This is a genomic window from Bacteroides sp. ET489 (assembly GCF_030518095.1).
Taxonomy (GTDB): Bacteria; Bacteroidota; Bacteroidia; order Bacteroidales; family Bacteroidaceae; genus Bacteroides; species Bacteroides ndongoniae.
Genome location: NZ_JAULLJ010000046.1, coordinates 1 through 19,676 on the forward strand (window position 1 = coordinate 1; position 19,676 = coordinate 19,676).

21 protein-coding genes and 2 pseudogenes are annotated in these 19,676 nt (G+C 48.2%); 18 read left to right on the forward strand and 5 right to left on the reverse strand.

The genetic code is table 11. The features are described 5' to 3' along the window. The 5 genes and pseudogenes from Q3C19_RS16320 to mobA all read right to left on the reverse strand — a co-directional run. Window positions 1-188, reverse strand: a pseudogene (locus tag Q3C19_RS16320) (conjugal transfer protein TraG); the annotation flags it as partial. Between the two features lie 4 nt (window positions 189-192). Continuing rightward, the gene (gene ltrA / locus Q3C19_RS16325; protein WP_302730729.1) at window positions 193-1,845 is read right to left on the reverse strand and encodes a group II intron reverse transcriptase/maturase; all 1,653 of its coding nucleotides are present in this window, start codon (window positions 1,843-1,845) and stop codon (window positions 193-195) included. 639 nt (window positions 1,846-2,484) lie between these two features. After that, window positions 2,485-3,405, reverse strand: a pseudogene (locus Q3C19_RS16330) (YWFCY domain-containing protein); the annotation flags it as partial. A gap of 62 nt (window positions 3,406-3,467) precedes the next feature. Next, entirely contained in the window at window positions 3,468-4,730 is a 1,263-nt protein-coding gene (mobB, locus tag Q3C19_RS16335; RefSeq protein WP_302730731.1) for a conjugal transfer protein MobB, read from the reverse strand. Next, window positions 4,715-5,137, reverse strand: coding sequence for a conjugal transfer protein MobA (gene mobA, locus Q3C19_RS16340; protein ID WP_032588422.1), 423 nt, complete (start codon window positions 5,135-5,137; stop codon window positions 4,715-4,717). Before mobA ends, mobB begins: the two co-directional genes overlap by 16 nt. Before the next feature lie 692 nt (window positions 5,138-5,829). On the opposite strand from mobA, the gene Q3C19_RS16345 reads away from it, so the two are divergent. From Q3C19_RS16345 to Q3C19_RS16430, 18 genes are all read left to right on the forward strand, one after another. Next, complete coding sequence (locus tag Q3C19_RS16345) at window positions 5,830-6,582, forward strand: ParA family protein (protein ID WP_005776850.1); 753 nt, start codon at window positions 5,830-5,832, stop codon at window positions 6,580-6,582. Between the two features lie 5 nt (window positions 6,583-6,587). Continuing rightward, window positions 6,588-7,025: a DUF3408 domain-containing protein gene (locus Q3C19_RS16350; protein WP_005776852.1), complete on the forward strand. Its 438-nt coding sequence runs from the start codon at window positions 6,588-6,590 to the stop codon at window positions 7,023-7,025. A 2-nt stretch (window positions 7,026-7,027) separates the two neighbouring features. Beyond that, window positions 7,028-7,402, forward strand: a complete 375-nt coding sequence (locus Q3C19_RS16355) for a DUF3408 domain-containing protein (RefSeq protein WP_204429367.1) — start codon at window positions 7,028-7,030, stop codon at window positions 7,400-7,402. After that, window positions 7,390-8,049 carry a DUF4122 family protein gene (locus Q3C19_RS16360; RefSeq protein WP_302730739.1) on the forward strand — a complete coding sequence of 220 codons (660 nt, stop codon included), beginning with the start codon at window positions 7,390-7,392 and terminating at the stop codon, window positions 8,047-8,049. The genes Q3C19_RS16355 and Q3C19_RS16360 overlap by 13 nt, the downstream gene beginning before the upstream one ends. 88 nt (window positions 8,050-8,137) lie before the next feature. Beyond that, window positions 8,138-8,530, forward strand: coding sequence for a DUF4134 domain-containing protein (locus Q3C19_RS16365; protein WP_009121384.1), 393 nt, complete (start codon window positions 8,138-8,140; stop codon window positions 8,528-8,530). 3 nt (window positions 8,531-8,533) lie between these two features. Beyond that, window positions 8,534-8,857: a DUF4133 domain-containing protein gene (locus tag Q3C19_RS16370; RefSeq protein ID WP_302730744.1), complete on the forward strand. Its 324-nt coding sequence runs from the start codon at window positions 8,534-8,536 to the stop codon at window positions 8,855-8,857. Next, entirely contained in the window at window positions 8,854-11,373 is a 2,520-nt protein-coding gene (locus Q3C19_RS16375) for a TraG family conjugative transposon ATPase (RefSeq protein WP_302730746.1), read from the forward strand. The genes Q3C19_RS16370 and Q3C19_RS16375 overlap by 4 nt, the downstream gene beginning before the upstream one ends. A 5-nt stretch (window positions 11,374-11,378) precedes the next feature. After that, the gene (locus tag Q3C19_RS16380) at window positions 11,379-11,993 is read left to right on the forward strand and encodes a hypothetical protein (RefSeq protein WP_302730748.1); all 615 of its coding nucleotides are present in this window, start codon (window positions 11,379-11,381) and stop codon (window positions 11,991-11,993) included. A gap of 44 nt (window positions 11,994-12,037) precedes the next feature. Then, window positions 12,038-12,397: a DUF3876 domain-containing protein gene (locus Q3C19_RS16385; RefSeq protein ID WP_004294975.1), complete on the forward strand. Its 360-nt coding sequence runs from the start codon at window positions 12,038-12,040 to the stop codon at window positions 12,395-12,397. Continuing rightward, window positions 12,394-13,023, forward strand: a complete 630-nt coding sequence (locus Q3C19_RS16390; protein ID WP_008152252.1) for a DUF4141 domain-containing protein — start codon at window positions 12,394-12,396, stop codon at window positions 13,021-13,023. Before Q3C19_RS16385 ends, Q3C19_RS16390 begins: the two co-directional genes overlap by 4 nt. A 3-nt stretch (window positions 13,024-13,026) precedes the next feature. Next, window positions 13,027-14,040, forward strand: coding sequence for a conjugative transposon protein TraJ (gene traJ, locus Q3C19_RS16395; protein ID WP_120381667.1), 1,014 nt, complete (start codon window positions 13,027-13,029; stop codon window positions 14,038-14,040). Between the two features lie 32 nt (window positions 14,041-14,072). Then, on the forward strand, window positions 14,073-14,696 hold the full coding sequence (traK, locus tag Q3C19_RS16400) for a conjugative transposon protein TraK (protein ID WP_004326315.1): 624 nt from the start codon (window positions 14,073-14,075) through the stop codon (window positions 14,694-14,696). 252 nt (window positions 14,697-14,948) lie between these two features. Then, entirely contained in the window at window positions 14,949-16,253 is a 1,305-nt protein-coding gene (traM, locus tag Q3C19_RS16405) for a conjugative transposon protein TraM (RefSeq protein ID WP_302730762.1), read from the forward strand. A gap of 46 nt (window positions 16,254-16,299) precedes the next feature. Further along, on the forward strand, window positions 16,300-17,214 hold the full coding sequence (gene traN, locus Q3C19_RS16410; RefSeq protein WP_302730764.1) for a conjugative transposon protein TraN: 915 nt from the start codon (window positions 16,300-16,302) through the stop codon (window positions 17,212-17,214). Further along, on the forward strand, window positions 17,211-17,768 hold the full coding sequence (locus tag Q3C19_RS16415) for a conjugal transfer protein TraO (RefSeq protein ID WP_302730756.1): 558 nt from the start codon (window positions 17,211-17,213) through the stop codon (window positions 17,766-17,768). Before traN ends, Q3C19_RS16415 begins: the two co-directional genes overlap by 4 nt. A gap of 6 nt (window positions 17,769-17,774) precedes the next feature. After that, window positions 17,775-18,635: a toprim domain-containing protein gene (locus tag Q3C19_RS16420; RefSeq protein ID WP_302730758.1), complete on the forward strand. Its 861-nt coding sequence runs from the start codon at window positions 17,775-17,777 to the stop codon at window positions 18,633-18,635. Further along, a complete protein-coding gene (locus Q3C19_RS16425) occupies window positions 18,632-19,135 on the forward strand; it encodes a DUF3872 domain-containing protein (RefSeq protein WP_204429358.1) in 504 nt (167 codons plus the stop codon). The genes Q3C19_RS16420 and Q3C19_RS16425 overlap by 4 nt, the downstream gene beginning before the upstream one ends. A 47-nt stretch (window positions 19,136-19,182) precedes the next feature. Beyond that, a complete protein-coding gene (locus Q3C19_RS16430; RefSeq protein WP_204429356.1) occupies window positions 19,183-19,638 on the forward strand; it encodes a glycoside hydrolase in 456 nt (151 codons plus the stop codon). Window positions 19,639-19,676 lie beyond the last annotated feature (38 nt).

The following is a 19,676-nucleotide window of genomic DNA, read 5'->3' on the forward strand; positions in this document are numbered from 1 at the left end:
TTCAAATACCAGATTATAGCTGCCAGCAGGATAATCGGAGACTCTACAAAGAAGTCACCCTGTTTTTCAATATCGGGTAAGTCAGAGGCATTGCTGCCTCTTCCTCCCCTAAGAACCGTACGTGAGAGTTTCCCCTCATACGGCTCAAGCAACTCAATATTCCTATTTGTTATTAGAAATCGGCTCATACTTTCAACATTTTCGTTTATTTTGCTTGTAGCAGTTGTTGTGGACAAGTTGTCGTACAATCGAACCGTTAACATGTATTTCGTTGACGTTCCATGCTTTTGTACAATCTATAACTTTTCCACATAACGGACATGTCCGATTCTGCTTGTTCCATAAATATAAGAGAGACTTACGTCCTTTGAGAGATTCCAGCATTTGTTGTTCCTTTCGCTGAGAGAAATAATCATCATAGTCCGGGTCGAAAGGATTTGCTTCACCCTTGATTTGTTTATACGGAGTATAATGTATATCCGACAACCTTTTAAGAGTCAAGTAATTTACTTTCTTGTTCTTTGATTCATATTTCCATGCAAATGTCCATTTACGCCCCCGAATTTCGTGCCAATACTTGTCTGCCACCCAGGTTATGCGTTTCTTCGGATGACGGCGTAAAGCCCATTGTTTCGTGAGGTTATAAATGTGGTAGTCGCAATCATGAAAAGCAGCGGTTGATGCACCATATCGGTAGTAATTTCCCCAGCCTGTAATTACAGGATTGAGCATTCGTATCAGCGATTCCTGCTTACACGTTTTATGTCCTTTAACGATGTCACTGATTTTAGCTCTAAAGCGTTTCTGTGCCTCTTTTGACGGTGACGTGTATAGCCTTTTGCCAAACTTCCTTATATTGAAACCTAAGAAATCAAAACCTTTGTATATGTTTGTAATGGTAGTTTTCTCTTCGGATAAAGTAAGACCTCTTTCTTTGAGAAATTCTATTACTATAGGTTTGACCTCGTTTTCCAAAAGCTCCTTATCCCGACCAGTGATTATAAAATCGTCCGCATATCTGATAAGATTCACTTTGTAGTGGAATGTCTTATAGTTGATGAAACGTCTTTTGAATCTTTCAGCCAAGAGTGGTTGAAGTCCGTCAAGTGCCATATTTGCAAGTGTAGGTGATATGATACCTCCTTGTGGTGTACCTTCTTCTGTCGGGAACAGTTTGCCATTGAATACAGCTCCACATTTCAGCCATTTTCTGAGTATCGTCTTATCCATAAGAATATGATTAAGAAGCCAGTCGTGGCTGATGTGGTCGAAGCAGCCTTTAATATCTCCCTCCAAAATCCATTCGGGGGAATGTTGGCGGTTTAGAACCGTGTCAATCTGACGGATAGCGTCCATTGTCCTGCGTTTCTTGCGGAAACCATAGGAAAAACGGTCGCCTGTCGTTTCGGCTATCGGTTCCAAAGCCATTAGGTATAATGCTTGCATCGCTCTGTCTTTCATTGTCGGTATTCCCAACGGTCGAAGTTTGCCGTTCTTTTTCTTGATATGAACCCTACGGAGCGGTTGAGGTTTATAACCACGGCGTTTGAGTTCATCAATTGCTTTGTACTTGCGCTTGGGAGAATCCCAAAGCTGTTTATCTACTCCAGACGTATTCTTTCCTTTGTTGGAAGTAACCCTCTTTACCGCCAATGCCTTGGCGTAAAAAGAGTGAGTAAGCATCCATTGTAAGGCTTTTACCTTATTATGTCTGCCTTCTTTCTGAGCCTTTACAATACGCGCTTGTAGCTTTCGGACATAGGTTTCACACTTGGACCAGTCCATACCGTCCCAAGTCTGATTCCTGTTGTCAGCAGGCGCACACGATGTTTTCGTTTCGTTCATTTGCTTTCCTCCTTTTGAAAGTTCTATAAGTTATCTTGTAAAGAGTTACCATATACGGAAGTCTGCCCACTTTCGTGTCGGATGATGTCACCAACAGCAACCCGTGATGTCGATTCAATCCGTATCCACCCCATTACAGGATGGCGTTCGCTTTTTCCGTTATCTCATACCTGCACCCCATTCGGCTTGCCTTGCGGTTTGCTTACTCGTTTTCTTACGAGAGAGATACAGGCTTGCCCTGTTCCACGTAATTGACAAACGGATAGTTTAGGTTCTGCCAAGTCCGCCGGCAGTTCTGTGTCCGTGTAACCCTAACATGGGCAAGGGTTATCCGACTGCTTACCTTTTGGTGAGAGCTAAAGTATCTTGCGCTCCTTCAAACCTTACGACGGCTAAAGTCAGTTCACTTACGTTAACCATGCTATCCAGCCTCGCCACTTGGCGGTATGATACTAACCACCCTTGACTTTCCCTCACGGTTCAGTCTTGTCCTTTCGGAAAGTGTACTTTGTCCTATAAGCTTGGCACAACCCATCACTGGAGATGCACCTTATAGTAGGCTACCGCTGACGGAACAGCGGGTTAAATCTTACAATATACATTGTTGTTTAACAATCAATTACATGACTTTCCAGGTCACACCCAGGTCTTGTTCAAATTTAACATGATGGTATAGCTTGCTTCGTATGCGTCAGAGATGTCCGTCATGAACTCCGGATTGATGGGATTGCAGCGGTGTGAACGGTGCGGATCATCGAAGTTGATGACGTAGAAATGTGGCTTTACCTTGTATTTGTCCATATTGTGTAACAAGGTATTGTAGGCAATGGTGGAAAGGTCTTCAAATTTATAATCATAGATATAGACACTGAAACCTTTGGAAATCATCTGTTTGATGTAGTTGTTTACCACTGCGTATGATTTACCGGAACCCGGTGTTCCCAATACGATGGTCGCACGGAAAGGATTGACCACGTTGATCCAACCGTCATTGAGCTTGCCGCCGTATTGGAATCTTGTGGGCAGATTGACCGAATATTCATTCTCCATCAGCCTTGTCTCCTGCATGAAGGATTCGTTTTCCATATTGAATACATCCTCCATCAGGTTATGTCTGTAAAGCCTGCTGATCCACAGTCCTGCCATGAGCAGGCATAGATAACCGGCTGCGAGTGTTACAACATACAAGGCCGTGACGGCTTCGTGCGGAAAAGGCAGGTCAAGCAACCACCAGTTCATAAAAAACAGAACCGCCCCGGCAGTAAGTACCGCCCATATACGCTGCCATGTAATCTTCTCACCCTTGACTCCGATGGTACCCATGCAGGATATGGCCAGCAGAAGCACTGCCATCAGTTTTGTCCAAAGGATACAGCCGAATATACCGGTTGTCCTGTCAAAGTTCATCAGTATCCGGTCTATGACGTCCAGATTCAGATGCCAGGCACTCATACTGGGATAGCAGTACACATAAACGTGGACTACCAGAATAAAAATACTGACTGCCCTGCCGAATTCCATAATCTTGGCAAGGGCTCTCAAATCGTCTTCCTGTTGCATAATAATGTATATGATTGTGGGGGAATCCGTTGTTCCCCCTGTTGTTGACTCATTTTGATTGATCAGATACCGCGTGATTTGCGTTTCTGTGGTTTCTTTTTCCGTTTCATGCGGCGACGGAACGCTTCTTCCTCGTAATCGACTGCCGGATTTGCCTCAAAGGAGAAGATGCCTGCCACCTGTTCAAGCGCACTGTTTTCTTCCATACGGTGGCCGTACCGTTTCCAAAGTTCCTCCGGACCGGACTGTTGTCTCTCCTGCCAGGGTATTCCTTCCCACCAGCAGACAAAATCGTTGAATACGTTGGCAGAAAACTTCTTTCCCATACGTGAACCGTTGAACGCCTCGCGCCGTTCATGGTCTATGAATGTGACGCCATAGATACGTCCGGTATTGTTCCTTCGGAATACCACATCAATGTGCTCCTGTTTCAGCAGTTCCCTGAATTCCTGTTCCGATTTTGCGTTACGCATGGCCCATACGATCTTGCCGGATATGGCAGGAGCCCATTTGCCTTCTTTGAAGTTCTGTGTATGCCGTAACATACGTTCGGACAGTCCCGTATTTCCGAAACGCTTGCCGAACCTTGCACTTTTTATTGGAGAGCAGACCACTTTCCCTCTGTCGTCTGTAGCCGAATAGATGATACCCGTATAGGGTGTTCCCATGTAATCGCCCCGTACCTGTCGGGCTTCAATGTTCAGTGTGGAAAGCAGTGCAGAATACTCTCCGAAAGTCTGGAAACGGTAGCTTTCCAGTACAGCCTTCAGCGTGTTTCCTATCTGGTGGCGTATATCCCCCTGTGAGGCATCCACCTTTTTCAGTTCCGCTTTCGGATTCCGTCTTTCCCTATCCGCACTGTTACGCAGTCCGAATTCCTGTTCCAGTTCCCGGCAGGCTGTCATTGAACGGCGGTGTTCATAGGAGTCATTGATTTTCCTTCCTTCATCGTCAATGCATACACTCACGATATGTACGTGCGTGTTGCAGGTATCTCCATGTCTGTACACGATGAACGGCTGGTCACCGTATCCCATTTTCTGCATGTATTTTTCTGCCAGTTCCGCCAGCCTGTCATTGTCCAGCCTGTCTTCCGGTGCCGGACTGAGGGCGATATGCAGGACCGGCTTGTCTGTCCTCCTGTTTACCGTCAGATGGTTTTCAAATGAAAGGAGAGCCAGACGCATGTCCTCGCTCGGCAGTTCCGGGCGGTCGGAAATCATCCGGTGTCCGGACAGGATTTCCGCTGTCCCTTGAAATACCTTTTCATGATTATAGACCAGCGCTCCGTAAAGGCTTGCCCCATGACTTATCTTTGCAACCATTCCTTTTCATATTCTTTGGTTAATGCCATAATCTGCTTGTTGAGCAATATCAGTTCCAGGGTAGCCTTTTCAAGTTTGTAAAGCAAGGACATCGCCCTTTTGTCCCCGAAATTTTTCTGTACGGCCCTTACGACCTGATTGTAATTGTTGCCTATTGCCTGGAACTGTCTGTAAAATTCCCCGAGCCGGATGTAATAGTCCATGGAAACCTTATCCACCTTGATTACCTTCAGTTGTTCTGAAAAGATTGATTTCTTGATAAAGATTGTCCTGTCCCTTGCTCCGGATTCCAGAAACAGTTTCTCAAATTTGCTTTTTTCCTGCGCGTTCAGACGGAAGCTGTACTTGTAGTCCGCCGGATCAGTTTTCGGCTTTCTGCCTGTCCTTTTAGCCTGTTTTTTCTCCATGCTTTTTTGGTTTTGGGTTGTTTTGCTTTCTCCGTCAGATTTTCCGACTTTGGAGGAAAATCCCCCGACCGTGAGGGAGGGCAAGTTGGTTTTTGTCGGGCAGAATACTTTCTGTCGGACAAAAACACAACTTGCTCTGTTCGTTTGAACAGAGAATCCACCTCCGGCGGATTGCTGCGCGACGTGAGCGGAGTGCTGCTGTCCGTCGGAAGATGTTCCAAGCCGTCTATCGGTTCTGACTTTGCAAAATTATGACCGTGTAAACAGTTGTGAAATAGTGGATTGTATGACATATAAAGACGTCTGATGACATCTGATGTCATGGTGCAGGCTACATATTACCTGTATGCTTGAAAGACCTTATTTTTGACGCGATTTAAGCGTGCAATATTGCAATAACATAACAACATAACAACATAGTATTGTAATAACATAAGGACATAATAACATGGCAACATAGTATTGCAATAACATAAGGACATAATAACATGGCAACATAGTATTGCAATAACATAAGGACATAATAACATGGCAACATAGTATTGCAATAACATAAGGACATAATAATATGGCAACATAGTATTGCAATAACATAAGGACATAATAACATGGCAACAATAGTATCACAATAGCGTAATGCCATTATAAGATTAGTGAAAGAAAAAGTGAATATTAACCCCAAAAACAAAGGTATGAACAAACGTCCGATTCTTGTCGCCTTCAGCAATCAGAAAGGCGGTGTGGGCAAGTCCACGGTAACAGCGGTTCTTGCCAGTTATTTTAATTATGTAAAAGGTCTGAAAGTTGCTGTCGTTGACTGTGACTATCCACAGTTCAGTCTGGAAAAACTAAGGGGAAGGGATTTGAAGAATCTTGAGAAAAGCGAGTATCACCAGCGACTTTTCTGCCGTCAGTTTGAGGACGGTTCCCGTAAGGCCTATCCGATCGTCACTTCCACGCCGGAGGCAGCCGCAGAGATTCCCGGCAAACTGGAAGGCGACTATGACCTGATATTCTTCGATCTTCCCGGAACGGTGAACTCCCGTGGTGTATTCGAGTCCGTCATGAACATGGATTTTATCTTTACTCCCATTGTAAAGGACCGTATGGTCATGCAGAGCAGCCTTTCCTTTGTATCGACCGTTCAGGATTTTATCGGACAGCATCCGGAAGCTCCCCTGAAGGACATACGTTTATTCTGGAACCGTATGGACAGCCGTACTTCCAAGGAACTGTATGTAATGTATAATGCAATAGTGCTCCGTATGGGTTTGAAGGTCTTTGAAACCGTACTTCCGGATCTTGAACGCTTCAACAAGGAAATGACACCTTCTTCCAGGCAGCATTTCCGCTGCACCCTTCTCCCTCCTTCCGAATCACTACTGAAAGACAGCCGTCTTGAGGCGTTTGCCCAGGAGATGGAACGTATCATATTTCCGGGATAAGAACTATGGCAAAAAAAAGAGAGATATTCAAGGTGGATGAGGATGCCTTGAAGGACATGATGGCCAGTGAATCCATTTCCTGTGGTAAATCTGGAACTGATGTCGGTGAGAATGTTCTTCCTGTCACAGAAAAGGAAAAAAATGTGCCGGAAGTAAAGACACAGGGACAGGAAAAGTCCCGCAAAACGATACGCGCCGATCCCGGACTGGAAGAGAAGGTGGAAATGTACAAAGAACTGTTTCTGGACAGAAAGAAGTCCGTACACAGAAAGCAGACCTATATCAGCTATGACATGTATTGCAGGCTGGCCCGTATCCTTCCCCTTCTGAGTGATGACATGAGTGTGCCCGCTTTTTTGGATAATGTGCTGGCACACCATCTTGAGACTTACAGTGAAGAGCTTGGCGAGCTGTTTCGCCGAAAAACCCCAAAAACATTCTGAAAATGATATGGATTGTATTGACTGTTGCCGTATTGGTTTGCGGCCTGCTGTTATGTTGCGTTTATGTACTGTCCAATAAGATTTGTTCACTGAAAAGACAGGTCAGAGATTTGAATGAGAAAATAGGAATAGCGAACTGCTTTCCCGAATATAGCCGTGTGTATCTGAACGATGCTCCAGTCGGGAAAGGACGTCAGATTCGTATTCGTTGCAGTTTGTACAACAAGGCAAGCCGCCTTATTCCGTTTATGGCTCCCGGCATGAGTATTTCAGTCTATGTGAGCAATATCGTGGAGGAGCACTTGAAACGCCACGGAGAATTGCTGAAGAATGAACTTGAATGTTTTCTCTATAAGGATTCTTTATGGAAGAACTGATATACTTCTGTGTACGGATTGTCTGTATAGGCTATTTGCTGTACAGCGTGTATGGCTGGAGAAGGCGTATCGAAACTGTTTGTACCCTGCTTTATGGGAAACCTTGCGTGAAGAAGGAAAAGAAAGAAACTGTCGTAACGGAATCTGCGGTTTCAGATACAGAAGTGATGGGAAGTACCCGTTATGTCTATCTGGACGAGAATGCCGGAAAGACTGCCGCTCCCTTCATGAGCCAGCCACTTGAAAGGAATTTTATCGGTGAAGAGGAGGACGTGCAGCAGGAAGATGTGGAATGCAACCTTCAGCTGGATAAGATGAAACTTCTGCAAGAAGTCCAGGAAGACCTTGATGCGGAGTCTCCCGAAGTGGAATCCGTATCACCTGTTCTGTCCAGCAGGGACATGGAAGTACTCGGCGAATATCTGACACATCAGGATGAAGCCGACCATGAGAAGGCCATGCAGGCAGCGCGTGTCCTGTTCTCCATCAGGCAGACCAGCCTGATTGACGTGTTCCTTTTCAATATGGAGAATTCCGCGATTGTAGAGGAACTGATAGAAAGGTATCTTGACGAGGACGGCAACCCCAAACCTCTTAAAGTAAAGGATGGGAATGAGCCGTCTGGCGACTGGCGGAAATATATCTGACACCGATATATTCAGGCATCCCGGAAATCTTTTCGGGATGTTTTTTTTATGTCTGTAAGGCTTCCTGAATGACATCTGATGACATCTGGTGACACCTGATGACGGTGTTGTATCACAGCGGTTTAAGCCTTATATATTTGCAGTCGAATTCAACATTTATGTCAAACCCCAAAATGATTCGACAATGAAAAGAAGAATCCTATTTTCAGTATTGTGTGTGCTGGCAGCGGCAGGTGCCTTCGCACAGGGACAGGGTCTTGCCGGCATCAATGAGGCTACCAGCCTTATGACTTCGTATTTCGACCCGGCCACCAAATTGTGTTATGCCATCGGAGCCGTACTCGGTCTGGTCGGCGGTATCAAGACGTATGGCAAGTTCAGCAGCGGCGACCCGGATACGTCCAAGACTGCGGCAAGCTGGTTCTTCGCCTGCATCTTCCTGATTGTGGCCGCCACCATTCTCCGTTCCTTCTTCCTGTAAGCCATGGATTACCGTATCAACAAGGGAGCAGGCCGTCCGATTGAGTTCAAGGGCTTGAAATCACAGTACCTGTTCTTTTTTGCCGGAGGCCTTGTGTCGGTCTTTCTTGCGGTGGTTGTCCTGTATATGGCCGGTGCCAGCCAGCTGGTATGCTTGTCTTTCGGAGCGATATCCGGTACCCTGGCCGTATGGCTGACCTTCCGCATGAATGCCCGCTACGGTGAGCACGGGCTGATGAAGATGCTGGCCGAAAAACGCCATCCGCGCTATTTGTCAGCCCATCGCAGAATATTCAGAGCATTAACCCAAAAGAAGAGAAAGAAATGAGAAGTGTATTGAAGGTCTGTGATCTGGAAGACAGATTCCCGATTCTGGCCGTGGAAAACAACTGCATCGTAAGCAAGGATGCGGACATTACTGTAGCCTTCGAGGTCGAGCTGCCTGAACTGTACACGGTGACGGCGGCAGAATACGAAGCCATTCACGGTACCTGGGTAAAGGCCATGAAGGTGCTTCCCAATTATTCTGTCGTGTACAAGCAGGACTGGTTCGTCAAGGAAAACTACCGGAGCGAAGGAGACGGGACGGAAAGTTTCCTGTCCCGCAGCTATGAGCGTCATTTCAACGAACGCCCGTATCTCAGGCACCGCTGCTTCCTGTATCTGACAAAGACTACACGCGAACGTGCCCGTCGCCGCAGTGATTTCAGTACCCTGTGCCGCGGCTATATCCTTCCCAAGGAAATCACGGACTGGGATTCGGTCGTGAAATTTCTGGAGGCGGTGGAGCAGTTCGAGCGTATCATGAACGATTCGGGGCATGTCAGGATGAAGCGTCTCAGAACGGAAGAGGTTGTCGGAACGGAAGAATGTCCCGGACTGATTGAAAGATACCTGACTCTCGGTATGGAGGATATGCACCCCGTATTACAGGACATCTGCCTTGATCCGGAACGCATGCGCATCGGTGACAAACGTCTTTGCCTGCATTTGCTTTCCGATACGGAAGACCTTCCCGGCAGTGTGGGCACGGACATGCGCTATGAGCGCTTGTCCACGGACCGTAGCGACTGCCGTCTTTCGTTTGCGGCTCCGGTGGGACTCCTGCTTTCATGCAACCATGTCTATTCGCAGTACGTGTTCATCGATGATGCGCAGGAAATCCTGCAACGCATGGAAAAGACTTCACGCAACATGCTGTCCCTGTCGAAATACAGCCGCAGCAATGCCGTGAACTATGAATGGGCAGAAATGTTTCTTGACGAGGCGCATACGAAAGGGCTTGTTCCGGTACGGTGCCACTGTAACGTACTGGCCTGGGCGGAAGACGAGGAAGAGTTAAGGCGTATCAAGAACGATACCGGTAGCCAGCTTGCTCTGATGGGATGCGTACCCCATTACAACACGATAGATACTCCGGTGCTGTACTGGTCTGGTATTCCAGGCAATGCGGGCGATTTCCCGGCTGAGGAAAGTTTCTATACCTTTCTGGAACAGGCTGTCTGCCTGTTTGCTTCGGAAACGAATTACCGCAGTTCACCCAGCCCGTTCGGTATCCGTATGACGGACAGGCAGAGCGGCGTACCGCTTCATTTGGACATCAGTGACCTGCCTATGCGCAAGGGAATCATCACCAACCGCAACAAGTTCATACTCGGTCCTTCCGGCAGCGGTAAATCCTTCTTTACGAACCACCTTGTCCGCCAGTATTATGAACAGGGTACCCATATCCTGCTGGTGGATACCGGAAACAGCTATCAGGGACTTTGCAGCCTGATTCATGACCGGACACATGGCGAGGACGGTATCTATATCACCTATGAGGAGGACAATCCCATCGCCTTTAATCCGTTCTATACGGATTCCGGGGAATTTGACGTGGAAAAGCGTGAAAGCATCAAGACACTGATACTCACACTCTGGAAACGTGAGGATGAAGCCCCAAGGCGTTCGGAAGAAGTGGCCCTTTCTGGAGCGGTGAACGCTTACATTCGCAGGATAACGGAAAACAGGGATGTCAGACCCGATTTCAACGGATTCTACGAGTTTGTGCGTGATGACTACCGCCGGATGATTGAGGAGAAGAAAGTCCGTGAGAAGGATTTTGACATCGACGGTTTCCTGAACGTACTGGAACCGTTCTACCGTGGCGGTGATTATGATTTCCTGCTTAATTCGGACAAGGAACTGGATCTTACCAACAAGCGCTTTATCGTATTCGAGCTGGACAATATCAGCGGAAACAAGGTGCTTCTGCCCGTGGTCACGCTGATAATCATGGAAACCTTCATCGCCAAGATGCGCCGTTTGAAAGGCATCCGCAAGATGATACTCATTGAGGAATGCTGGAAAGCCCTGATGTCTGCCAATATGAGTGAGTACATAAAGTATTTATTTAAGACCGTCAGAAAATATTTTGGTGAGGCCGTGGTGGTCACCCAGGAAGTGGATGACATCATCAGTTCCCCTGTCGTAAAGGAAGCTATCATCAACAACAGTGACTGCAAGATTCTTCTTGACCAGCGGAAATACATGAACAAGTTCGACCATATCCAGCGGCTTCTCGGACTGACCGACAAGGAACGCGGACAGATCCTGTCCATTAACCAGGCCAACCATCCCGGACGTTTCTACCGTGAGGTCTGGATCGGTCTTGGCGGTACCCACTCGGCCGTGTATGCCACGGAAGTCAGCGATGAGGAATATGCCGTATATACCACGGAAGAGTCGGAAAAGCTGGAACTGCAGAAGCTGGCCAAGGAACTGGGCGGAAATCTGGAACTGGCCGTGAAACGTATTGCGGAAATGAGAAGGGAAAGGAAAAGGTCAAACGGTAAAGCATGACGGTTATGAATGACAGTTTTGAATCGGATGAAAGAAAGCGTAAGGAGACAATCGAATGTCTCTACTGGTCCCTGATGAACGGATGGGACATACCGAAAGATATCCGTGAACATTACGGATTTTCAGAAGACTATGAGCTGTATCACCGGCTTGAAAGTATGGAACCGGAAGATTACAGGGAAAGAAGGCTCAGAGGCGAGATACCTGATGCCGTGGAGGTCGATGTAAGACTGACACATGCTGTGGAGAAGGTCTTCGAGCGGCTTTGTTCCCCTCCTCCCGTACAGTATCTCGACAAGCTGTACGGGGAACTGGAAAAGCTGGGAGGTTTCATCGCCAACCCGAAGAATATTGACAGCCCTTTCATTAATTCCTGTTTTCTCATGAAATACGGCATTGACCGGAATTCCCCGGATGAAATCAGGCGGCAACAGGCAGAAAAGGCATATAAAGAACTTTATGCCAGGTTTGAAACCATGGTTGGCCTGAAGTCCCCAAACAAAAAGGACGATACCATTATCCGCAAGGAATGTCGGCAGCCAGTCTGTAAGGACAGACCGACCGGAAAAGTCCGCATCCCTGTCAGTCCGAAGCCAAAGAGACGCAAGATGGGACTTTGAGAGATTCAGTAAAACAAGAACAACATCATTAAAAAAGACAAGACATGAAAAACAGACAGTTGTACAGACTGGCCGCCTGCCTGATCGGGGCGGCATCACTGCTGCTGCAGAGCTGTAGTGAAAGCAGGTTCAAGGACTGTGACCGCCTGTGCGGTTCATGGAGCAGTGTGGAAGGCAAGCCCGATGTCCTTATATATAAGGAAGGGGACGCCTACAAGGTGACGGTCTTCGCCCGCAGCGGAAAGACACGGAAGCTGAAGCCGGAAACCTATCTGCTGGTGGAAGAAAACGGTAACCTGTTCATCAATACCGGCTACCGCATAGACATCGCCTACAATGAGGCGGCTGACGTATTGACCTTTTCTCCGAACGGTGACTATGTAAGGAAGGAGGTACGTCCATGAGAAAAAGACTGCTGCTACTTTGTGCAGGAACCTTTTTCCTTGCCGGACAGATACGGGCACAGTGGGTGGTGACCGATCCGGGGAACCTTGCCCAGAGTATCATCAACATGTCGGACAATATCGTGCATACCTCTTCAACCGCGACAAGTACCGCCCAGAATTTTGCGGAGACGGTGAAGATATACCAGCAGTACAAGAAATACTATGATGCCCTGAAGTCCGTCAACAATCTGGTGAAGGATGCCCGTAAGGTCAGTGAGATTATCCTGATGGTCGGTGACGTGTCGGAAATCTACGTGACCAATTTCCAGAAGATGCTGGGTGACGAGAACTTTTCTCCCGAAGAGCTGGATGCAATCGCTTTCGGTTATACCAAACTTCTGGAAGAGAGCAACGGGGTGTTGCAGGATCTCAGGCAGGTAATCAACGTCAGCACCCTTTCCATGACCGACAAGGACCGTATGGACGTGGTGGATGACTGTTATGCCAGTATGCGCCGTTACCGCAATCTCGTGAATTACTATACGAACAGGAATATAGCCGTGAGTTTTCTGCGTGCCCGCAAGAAGAATGACCTTGACCGTGTCCTGAAGCTCTATGGCAATGACACCTCCAAATACTGGTAGCCTATGGTATTATTATCCGTGGATTTCTCGAATCTCCATACCATTCTGGAGAGCCTTTACAATGAAATGATGCCCCTTTGTGAGGATATGCTGGATGTAGCCAAGGGACTTGCCGGACTCGGTGCCCTGTTCTATGTGGCCGTCCGTGTCTGGCAGTCGCTTGCCCGTGCCGAACCGATAGACGTGTATCCGCTTCTGCGCCCGTTTGCGATAGGCATCTGCATCATGCTTTTCCCGACTCTGGTACTCGGAACGATGAATACGGTGCTGAGTCCGATTGTGCAGGGAACCCACAAGATGCTTGAGGGGCAGACGATGGATATGCAGCAGTACCGTGAGCAGAAGGACAGGCTGGAACGTGAAGCCATGCTCCGCAATCCGGAAACGGCCTATCTGGTCAGCGATGAGGAGTTTGACCGTCAGCTGGACGAGCTCGGATGGTCGCCCGATGCCATGGCAACCCGCATGGGCATGTATATGGAAGTGGGCATGTACAATCTGGAAAAGAATATCCGGGACGCCTTCCGCAGTCTGCTGGAACTGCTTTTTGCCGCGGCATCCCTGCTTATAGATACGGTAAGGACCTTTTTTCTGGTTGTATTGTCCATCCTTGGTCCCATTGCCTTTGCCTTCAGTGTGTGGGACGGTTTCCAGTCCACGCTCAGCCAGTGGTTCACACGTTACATTTCCGTCTATCTGTGGCTTCCCGTGAGTGACCTTTTCAGCTGTATGCTGGCCAAGATTCAGGTACTTATGCTGCAGAACGACATCCTGGAGCTCCAGAACAATCCGAACTATTCGCTGGACAACTCCAATTCGGTATATGTGATCTTCATGCTGATAGGTATCATCGGATATTTTACCGTGCCGACCGTGGCCGGATGGATTGTGCAGGCAGGCGGTGGCGGAAACTACAACCGAAACATCAACCGTACTGCGACCAAGGCCGGAGGATTTGCAGCCGGTGCCGCAGGTTCCGGACTGGGAAATATCGGAGGGCGTCTGCGTGGAAAATAAACAGAACAGGAACATAAAAATCATGAAAACAGATGGAATTCAAATCACTGACCAATATTGAAAGCAGTTTCAGACGGATACGCCTGATGCTTGCGGTCTTTGTCGGATGCTGCACGCTTGTGACCGTCTTTGCCCTGTGGAACTCATACCGCTTTGCGGAGAAACAGCGTGAGAAAATTTATGTACTCGATGGCGGCAAGTCACTGATGCTTGCCCTTTCGCAGGATCTTTCACAAAACCGTCCGGCTGAAGCCAGGGAGCATGTAAGAAGGTTCCATGAGCTCTTTTTCGGGCTGTCGCCACAGAAGGATGCCATTGAGCACAATATCAACCGTGCCTTGCAGCTGGCGGACAAAAGCGCCTATCATTACTATGTGGATTTTGCAGAGAAAGGATATTATAACCGTCTCATTTCCGGTAATATCAATCAGGTGGTACGGGTGGACAGCGTGGTCTGCGACTTTTCCGGCTACCCTTACAGGGCCAGGACGTATGCCCGCCAGATGATTATCCGTGAGAGTAACGTGACGGAACGTTCGCTGGTGACTGACTGCCAGCTTCAGAATACCTCCCGTTCCGATGACAACCCCAACGGCTTTATCATCGAACATCTGACCATACTGGAAAACAAGGACATAAGGAGCGTAGAGCGATGAAAAGGAACCTGACGAGACAGGCGGACCTTCAACTCAGGAGGTTCTGCCACAGACTTACCGTTAAACAGCGCAAGGCCGTTCTCTGGATACTGTTTGTCCCGTTTACAGCCGCATGTGTCTATACGGCATGCAGACCGTTTATAGGCAGTAATAATCGGGAGTCCGGAATGGATTTTATGGAAAAGGATTCACTCCGTATGGAGTTCATTCAATCTATTGTAAGAAATGGAGAAAGAAAAAGTCAAGAAAGTAATGGAACGGCTGATGAAACCGTTCAGGCTCCGGTCTTCAAAGGACAGGAAGCCGCTGAGTGAGGAACAGAAACGCAAACGCGCCGGATTTGTTGTGTATCCGCTGATGTTCCTGCTGTGTCTGGGAAGTTTCTATCTGATATTCTCACCTTCCGGGCAGGAACGGGAGCGGCAGGATAAAGGACAGGGATTCAATACGGAAATCCCTTCTCCCGAGGACAGCCGCCTGGAAGGAAACAAGAAGGATGCCTATGAAAAGGCTCTGATGGAACAGGAAAGCAGGAAAAGGAAGACATTCTTTGAAGCTGCGGAGTCCATGTTTGCCAAAGAGGAACGGAAAGACAGTGTCCGTCTTCCCGATAACATTCCACCGGAGAGGCAAACAAACACGGAAACGGAAACAGAAAAAGGAAATGCCGGACCGGTCAGTTCCTCGGCCGGAGCCTACCGTGAGATGAACCGTACGCTGGGAAGCATCTATGAACCGCGGACCGATCCGGAAAAGGAAAGGCTTCTGGAAAGGATTGAGGAACTGGAGCGTATGCAGCAACAGCAGCAGAAACAGGAGCCACTGTCAGGCATGGAGGAAAAGATGGCCCTGATGGAAAAATCATACGAACTGGCCGCCAAATACAATAACCGTCAGGCTGTGGAGCCCCCTTCTCCTGTCAGAAAAGCGGAGGACAAAAAAACCATACCGGTGAAACAGGTTCACAATGAGGTGGTATCCTCGCTTTCCAGACCTATGAGCGACGAAGAGTTCATATCCGCCTTTTCGGGAGAACGCAATGCCGGTTTCAATACGGCTGTCGGCCGGAAGACAGTAACGGAAGGCAATACCATTGCTGCCTGTGTACACGGTACGCAGACCGTATCCGACGGACAGGCCTTGCGCCTGCGGCTTACCGAACCCATGTCCGTTGCCGGACGCTTCATACCGAAAGGGACCGTACTGGTAGGTGGCACACGCATACAGGGTGAACGGCTGGAAATCATGGTCAATGCCGTGGAATACAAGGGAACTATCCTGCCTGTGGAGCTGGAAGTCTATGATCTGGACGGACAACAGGGAATCCTGGTGCCGGGTTCACTGGAATATGACGCTGCCAGAGAGATTGCCGCCAATATGGGAACCTCGATGAACAGTAGCATCAACATTTCCACCGATGCCGGGGCGCAGATTGCCTCCGATCTGGGAAAAGGTGTGATACAGGGCGTTTCCCAGTACATATCCAAACGGATGCGTACGGTAAAGATTACTTTGAAGGCCGGACACCGGGTACTGCTCCATTCACCGGAGAAATGAAATACAGGAAACTATGAAAGAAAAGACAACCATTAAACAAAAGCACATGAAGAAGATTCTGATGATGTTTGCCCTTTTACTGGGCGTATCGGCTGCCTGGGCGCAGCAGAGTAGCGGTGATTATTATGAGGGGCTGACCCGCAAGATCGGTTTCAGCCAGATGATTCCGCCGCACGGACTGGAAATAACGTATGACAAGACCGTCCATGTCATTTTCCCGGCTCCGGTCAAGTATGTGGATCTCGGTTCTACAAACCTGATAGCCGGCAAGGCCGACGGTGCCGAGAATGTAATCCGAGTAAAGGCCACGACACGCAATTTCAGGGAGGAGACCAATATGTCTGTAATAACCGAAGACGGGAACTTCTATACCTTCAACGTGAGGTATGCCGATGAGCCGCTGCTGCTGAATGTGGAGATGTGTGATTTCATCCATGACGGAGAATCGGTGAACCGTCCCAACAATGCCATGGAAATCTATCTGACCGAGCTGGATAACGAGTCACCCCGTCTGGTACGTCTTATCATGAAATCCGTGTATGAGAATGACAAGCGCCGTATCCGTCATATCGGCTGCAAGCGTTTCGGTATCCAGTATCTGCTCAAAGGACTGTACACCCATAATGACCTGCTTTATTTCCATACCCAGGTAAAGAACTCCTCGAATGTGCCCTTTGACGTGGATTTCATTACGTTCAAGGTGGTGGACAAAAAGGTGATGAAGCGTACGGCCATGCAGGAGCAGGTGATTTATCCGCTGCGTGCCTATAATTATGTGACACGTGTAAACGGCAGGGATTCGGAATGTACGGTATTCGCCCTTCCCAAGTTTACGATACCGGATGACAAGAAACTGGTTGTAGAGATGTATGAGAAACAGGGTGGCCGTCACCAGAGTTTTGAGGTGGTCAACGAAGACCTGGTGCGTGCGGAAACCATCAACGAACTGAAGGTACGATGAGAACGAAAGTATTGTATATGCTGGCATTGCTACTTGTCCTTTCCGTGGGACAGGCAGAAGCCCAGCGGATTCTGCCAAGGATGCAGGGTGTGGAAATGCGTGGAGGTATGGCTTCCGATAACGGATACTATATGGGAATGACACTTTCAAGCTATGCCAAAGGCGGGAATAAATGGGTATATGGAGCGGAATACCTGCACATGAAACACGGTTACCGCCATGTGACCATCCCTTCTGCGCAGTTTACGGCAGAAGGCGGATATTACCTGAATTTCCTTTCCGATGCGGGAAAAGTGTTCTTCCTCAATCTGGGAGGATCGGCACTGGCCGGATATGAGACGGTAAACTGGTCTGATAAAATACTCTATGACGGGGCCACCCTGAAAAACGGCGATGCCTTTGTGTACGGTTGTGCCCTGACGCTGGAGATGGAACTGTACCTTGCCGACCGTGTGGCATTGACGGCTTCCTTGCGTGAGCGTTTCCTGTGGGGTGGAAGTCTCGGACATTGCCATACCCAGTATGGAATCGGCATTCGTTTTATGATAAATTAGCGGGTTATGGAACTGGAACAGATTAGACGGATTTCCCTTGTCGGTTTTCTTGAAGATATGGGGCATATACCGGTATCCCGTAAAGGAAATGATGTCTGGTTCAGATCACCTTTCAGGAATGAGAGAACCGCATCCTTCAAGGTGGATACGCAGCGGAATGTCTGGTTTGATTTTGGCCTCGGAAAGGGAGGTGACATCTTCCATCTTGCCGGAGAACTTACCGGAAGTACCGGTTTCATGGAACAGCTGGAGTTCCTTTCAGGGAAATCCGGCATCCTTCCCCTCCGGCCTTTACAGGAACGTAAGAAGATACCCCGCGTTTCCGGATTCGAGGACGTGAAAGTGACGGAACTGAGTCATGAGGCTTTGAAAGGTTACCTGAAAGAGAGAGGCATTGATCCGGCCATTGCCGGGAGATTCTGCAAGGAAGTGACATACGGAATACGGGGCAAACGGTATTTTGCCATAGGCTTCATGAACCGGAGCGGCGGTTATGAACTCCGTAACCCGATGTTCAAGGGATGCATCTCTCCCAAGGACATTTCCTGTGTGTCCCTGTCCGGAAAGAAACAGGATACGTGCTGTGTGTTTGAAGGATTTGTGGATTTCCTTTCGGCATTGGTATTGCGGACTGTGACGGACGAGGACTGCCTGGTGCTGAACTCTGTATCCAATCTGGAACGGTCGTATGCCGTACTGGAGGGTTACGGCAAAATCCGGTGCTTTCTTGACCGTGACCGGGCCGGAATTACCGCACTGGAGACTTTGAACATACATTTCGGGAATAAGGTTATGGACTGTTCCGGTCTGTATGATGGATTTAAGGACTTGAATGAATATCTGACAAAAACAAAGGAAAACAAATGAAGACAGAAAAGAATATAAGAAAAGGATTTGGGCTGGCAGGCAAGATTGCCATGTCCTGCATAGGTCTGGTCAGTCTTGTATTGACCTCGTGCGAATCCGAGCTGGAAATCCAGCAGAGTTATCCGTTTACCGTGGAAACAATGCCGGTTCCCAAGGAACTGAACAGGAATGAGACGGCGGAAATACGGTGTGAACTCAAAAGTGAGGGCGATTTTGACGGTACGGTCTATACGATCCGTTATTTCCAGTATGACGGGGAAGGTTCCCTGAAACTGGACAACGGTCTTGAATTCAAGCCGAATGACCGTTATCTGCTGGAGAACCGGAAGTTCAGGCTGTATTATACTTCACTATGTGACGAGGCGCAGAACTTCATTGTCGTTGTCGAGGACAACTGGGGAAACATGACGGAAATGGAATTTGACTTCAACAATGCAGGTGATGAAGAGACGGATGCCGTGGAAGATTCATTGTCAGTTCAGGAAGGAGGTGCCTTATAATAACCGTAAGACTTCCAAGGTCAGTACTGCCATTGGTGGTACTGGCCATGACGGTAACTTCTTTGCGTGCACAGGAGAATGTGGAAGGCTCACGTTGGGAAACGGCTGTCAGGTGCATCAAGAAATATGAAGGATGGCATGGTCCGGAACATCATCCTTATGTCGCATACGGTCACCGTATCAGAAAAGGGGAAAAGTTTCCCGTCAGGCTGACAGAAAGTGAGGGAGACAGTATTCTGAGAAAGGACCTGAAGGAAATGTGTGCATTGTTCCGTCACCTGGGAAAGGATTCACTTTTGGTTGCGTGTCTGGCATACCAAGTGGGACCATATAAGTTGCTCGGTTATGGCAGGATGCCCAAAAGCACGTTGATAAGGAAACTGGAAGCCGGTAACCGGAACATTTATGTGGACTTCATACGATATTGTCACTATAAGGGAAAGAAAATTCCGTCAATAGAAAGGAGAAGAAAAGAAGAATACAGATTACTGTTTGTGCCATAGAAACAAGACAGCCGTGAATTTATCATGATTCACGGCTG

Coding starts and splice junctions, on each gene's coding strand:
- Q3C19_RS16375 (WP_302730746.1), top strand. CDS start 8,854: ATGAGAAGTGTATTGAAGGTCTGTGATCTGGAAGACAGATTCCCGATT.
- Q3C19_RS16380 (WP_302730748.1), top strand. CDS start 11,379: ATGAATGACAGTTTTGAATCGGATGAAAGAAAGCGTAAGGAGACAATC.
- Q3C19_RS16355 (WP_204429367.1), top strand. CDS start 7,028: ATGATATGGATTGTATTGACTGTTGCCGTATTGGTTTGCGGCCTGCTG.
- traJ (WP_120381667.1), top strand. CDS start 13,027: ATGGTATTATTATCCGTGGATTTCTCGAATCTCCATACCATTCTGGAG.
- traN (WP_302730764.1), top strand. CDS start 16,300: ATGAAGAAGATTCTGATGATGTTTGCCCTTTTACTGGGCGTATCGGCT.
- traK (WP_004326315.1), top strand. CDS start 14,073: ATGGAATTCAAATCACTGACCAATATTGAAAGCAGTTTCAGACGGATA.
- Q3C19_RS16370 (WP_302730744.1), top strand. CDS start 8,534: ATGGATTACCGTATCAACAAGGGAGCAGGCCGTCCGATTGAGTTCAAG.
- Q3C19_RS16430 (WP_204429356.1), top strand. CDS start 19,183: ATGACGGTAACTTCTTTGCGTGCACAGGAGAATGTGGAAGGCTCACGT.
- mobB (WP_302730731.1), bottom strand. CDS start 4,730: ATGGTTGCAAAGATAAGTCATGGGGCAAGCCTTTACGGAGCGCTGGTC.
- Q3C19_RS16350 (WP_005776852.1), top strand. CDS start 6,588: ATGGCAAAAAAAAGAGAGATATTCAAGGTGGATGAGGATGCCTTGAAG.
- Q3C19_RS16360 (WP_302730739.1), top strand. CDS start 7,390: ATGGAAGAACTGATATACTTCTGTGTACGGATTGTCTGTATAGGCTAT.
- ltrA (WP_302730729.1), bottom strand. CDS start 1,845: ATGAACGAAACGAAAACATCGTGTGCGCCTGCTGACAACAGGAATCAG.
- Q3C19_RS16390 (WP_008152252.1), top strand. CDS start 12,394: ATGAGAAAAAGACTGCTGCTACTTTGTGCAGGAACCTTTTTCCTTGCC.
- mobA (WP_032588422.1), bottom strand. CDS start 5,137: ATGGAGAAAAAACAGGCTAAAAGGACAGGCAGAAAGCCGAAAACTGAT.
- Q3C19_RS16385 (WP_004294975.1), top strand. CDS start 12,038: ATGAAAAACAGACAGTTGTACAGACTGGCCGCCTGCCTGATCGGGGCG.
- traM (WP_302730762.1), top strand. CDS start 14,949: ATGGAACGGCTGATGAAACCGTTCAGGCTCCGGTCTTCAAAGGACAGG.
- Q3C19_RS16415 (WP_302730756.1), top strand. CDS start 17,211: ATGAGAACGAAAGTATTGTATATGCTGGCATTGCTACTTGTCCTTTCC.
- Q3C19_RS16425 (WP_204429358.1), top strand. CDS start 18,632: ATGAAGACAGAAAAGAATATAAGAAAAGGATTTGGGCTGGCAGGCAAG.
- Q3C19_RS16345 (WP_005776850.1), top strand. CDS start 5,830: ATGAACAAACGTCCGATTCTTGTCGCCTTCAGCAATCAGAAAGGCGGT.
- Q3C19_RS16420 (WP_302730758.1), top strand. CDS start 17,775: ATGGAACTGGAACAGATTAGACGGATTTCCCTTGTCGGTTTTCTTGAA.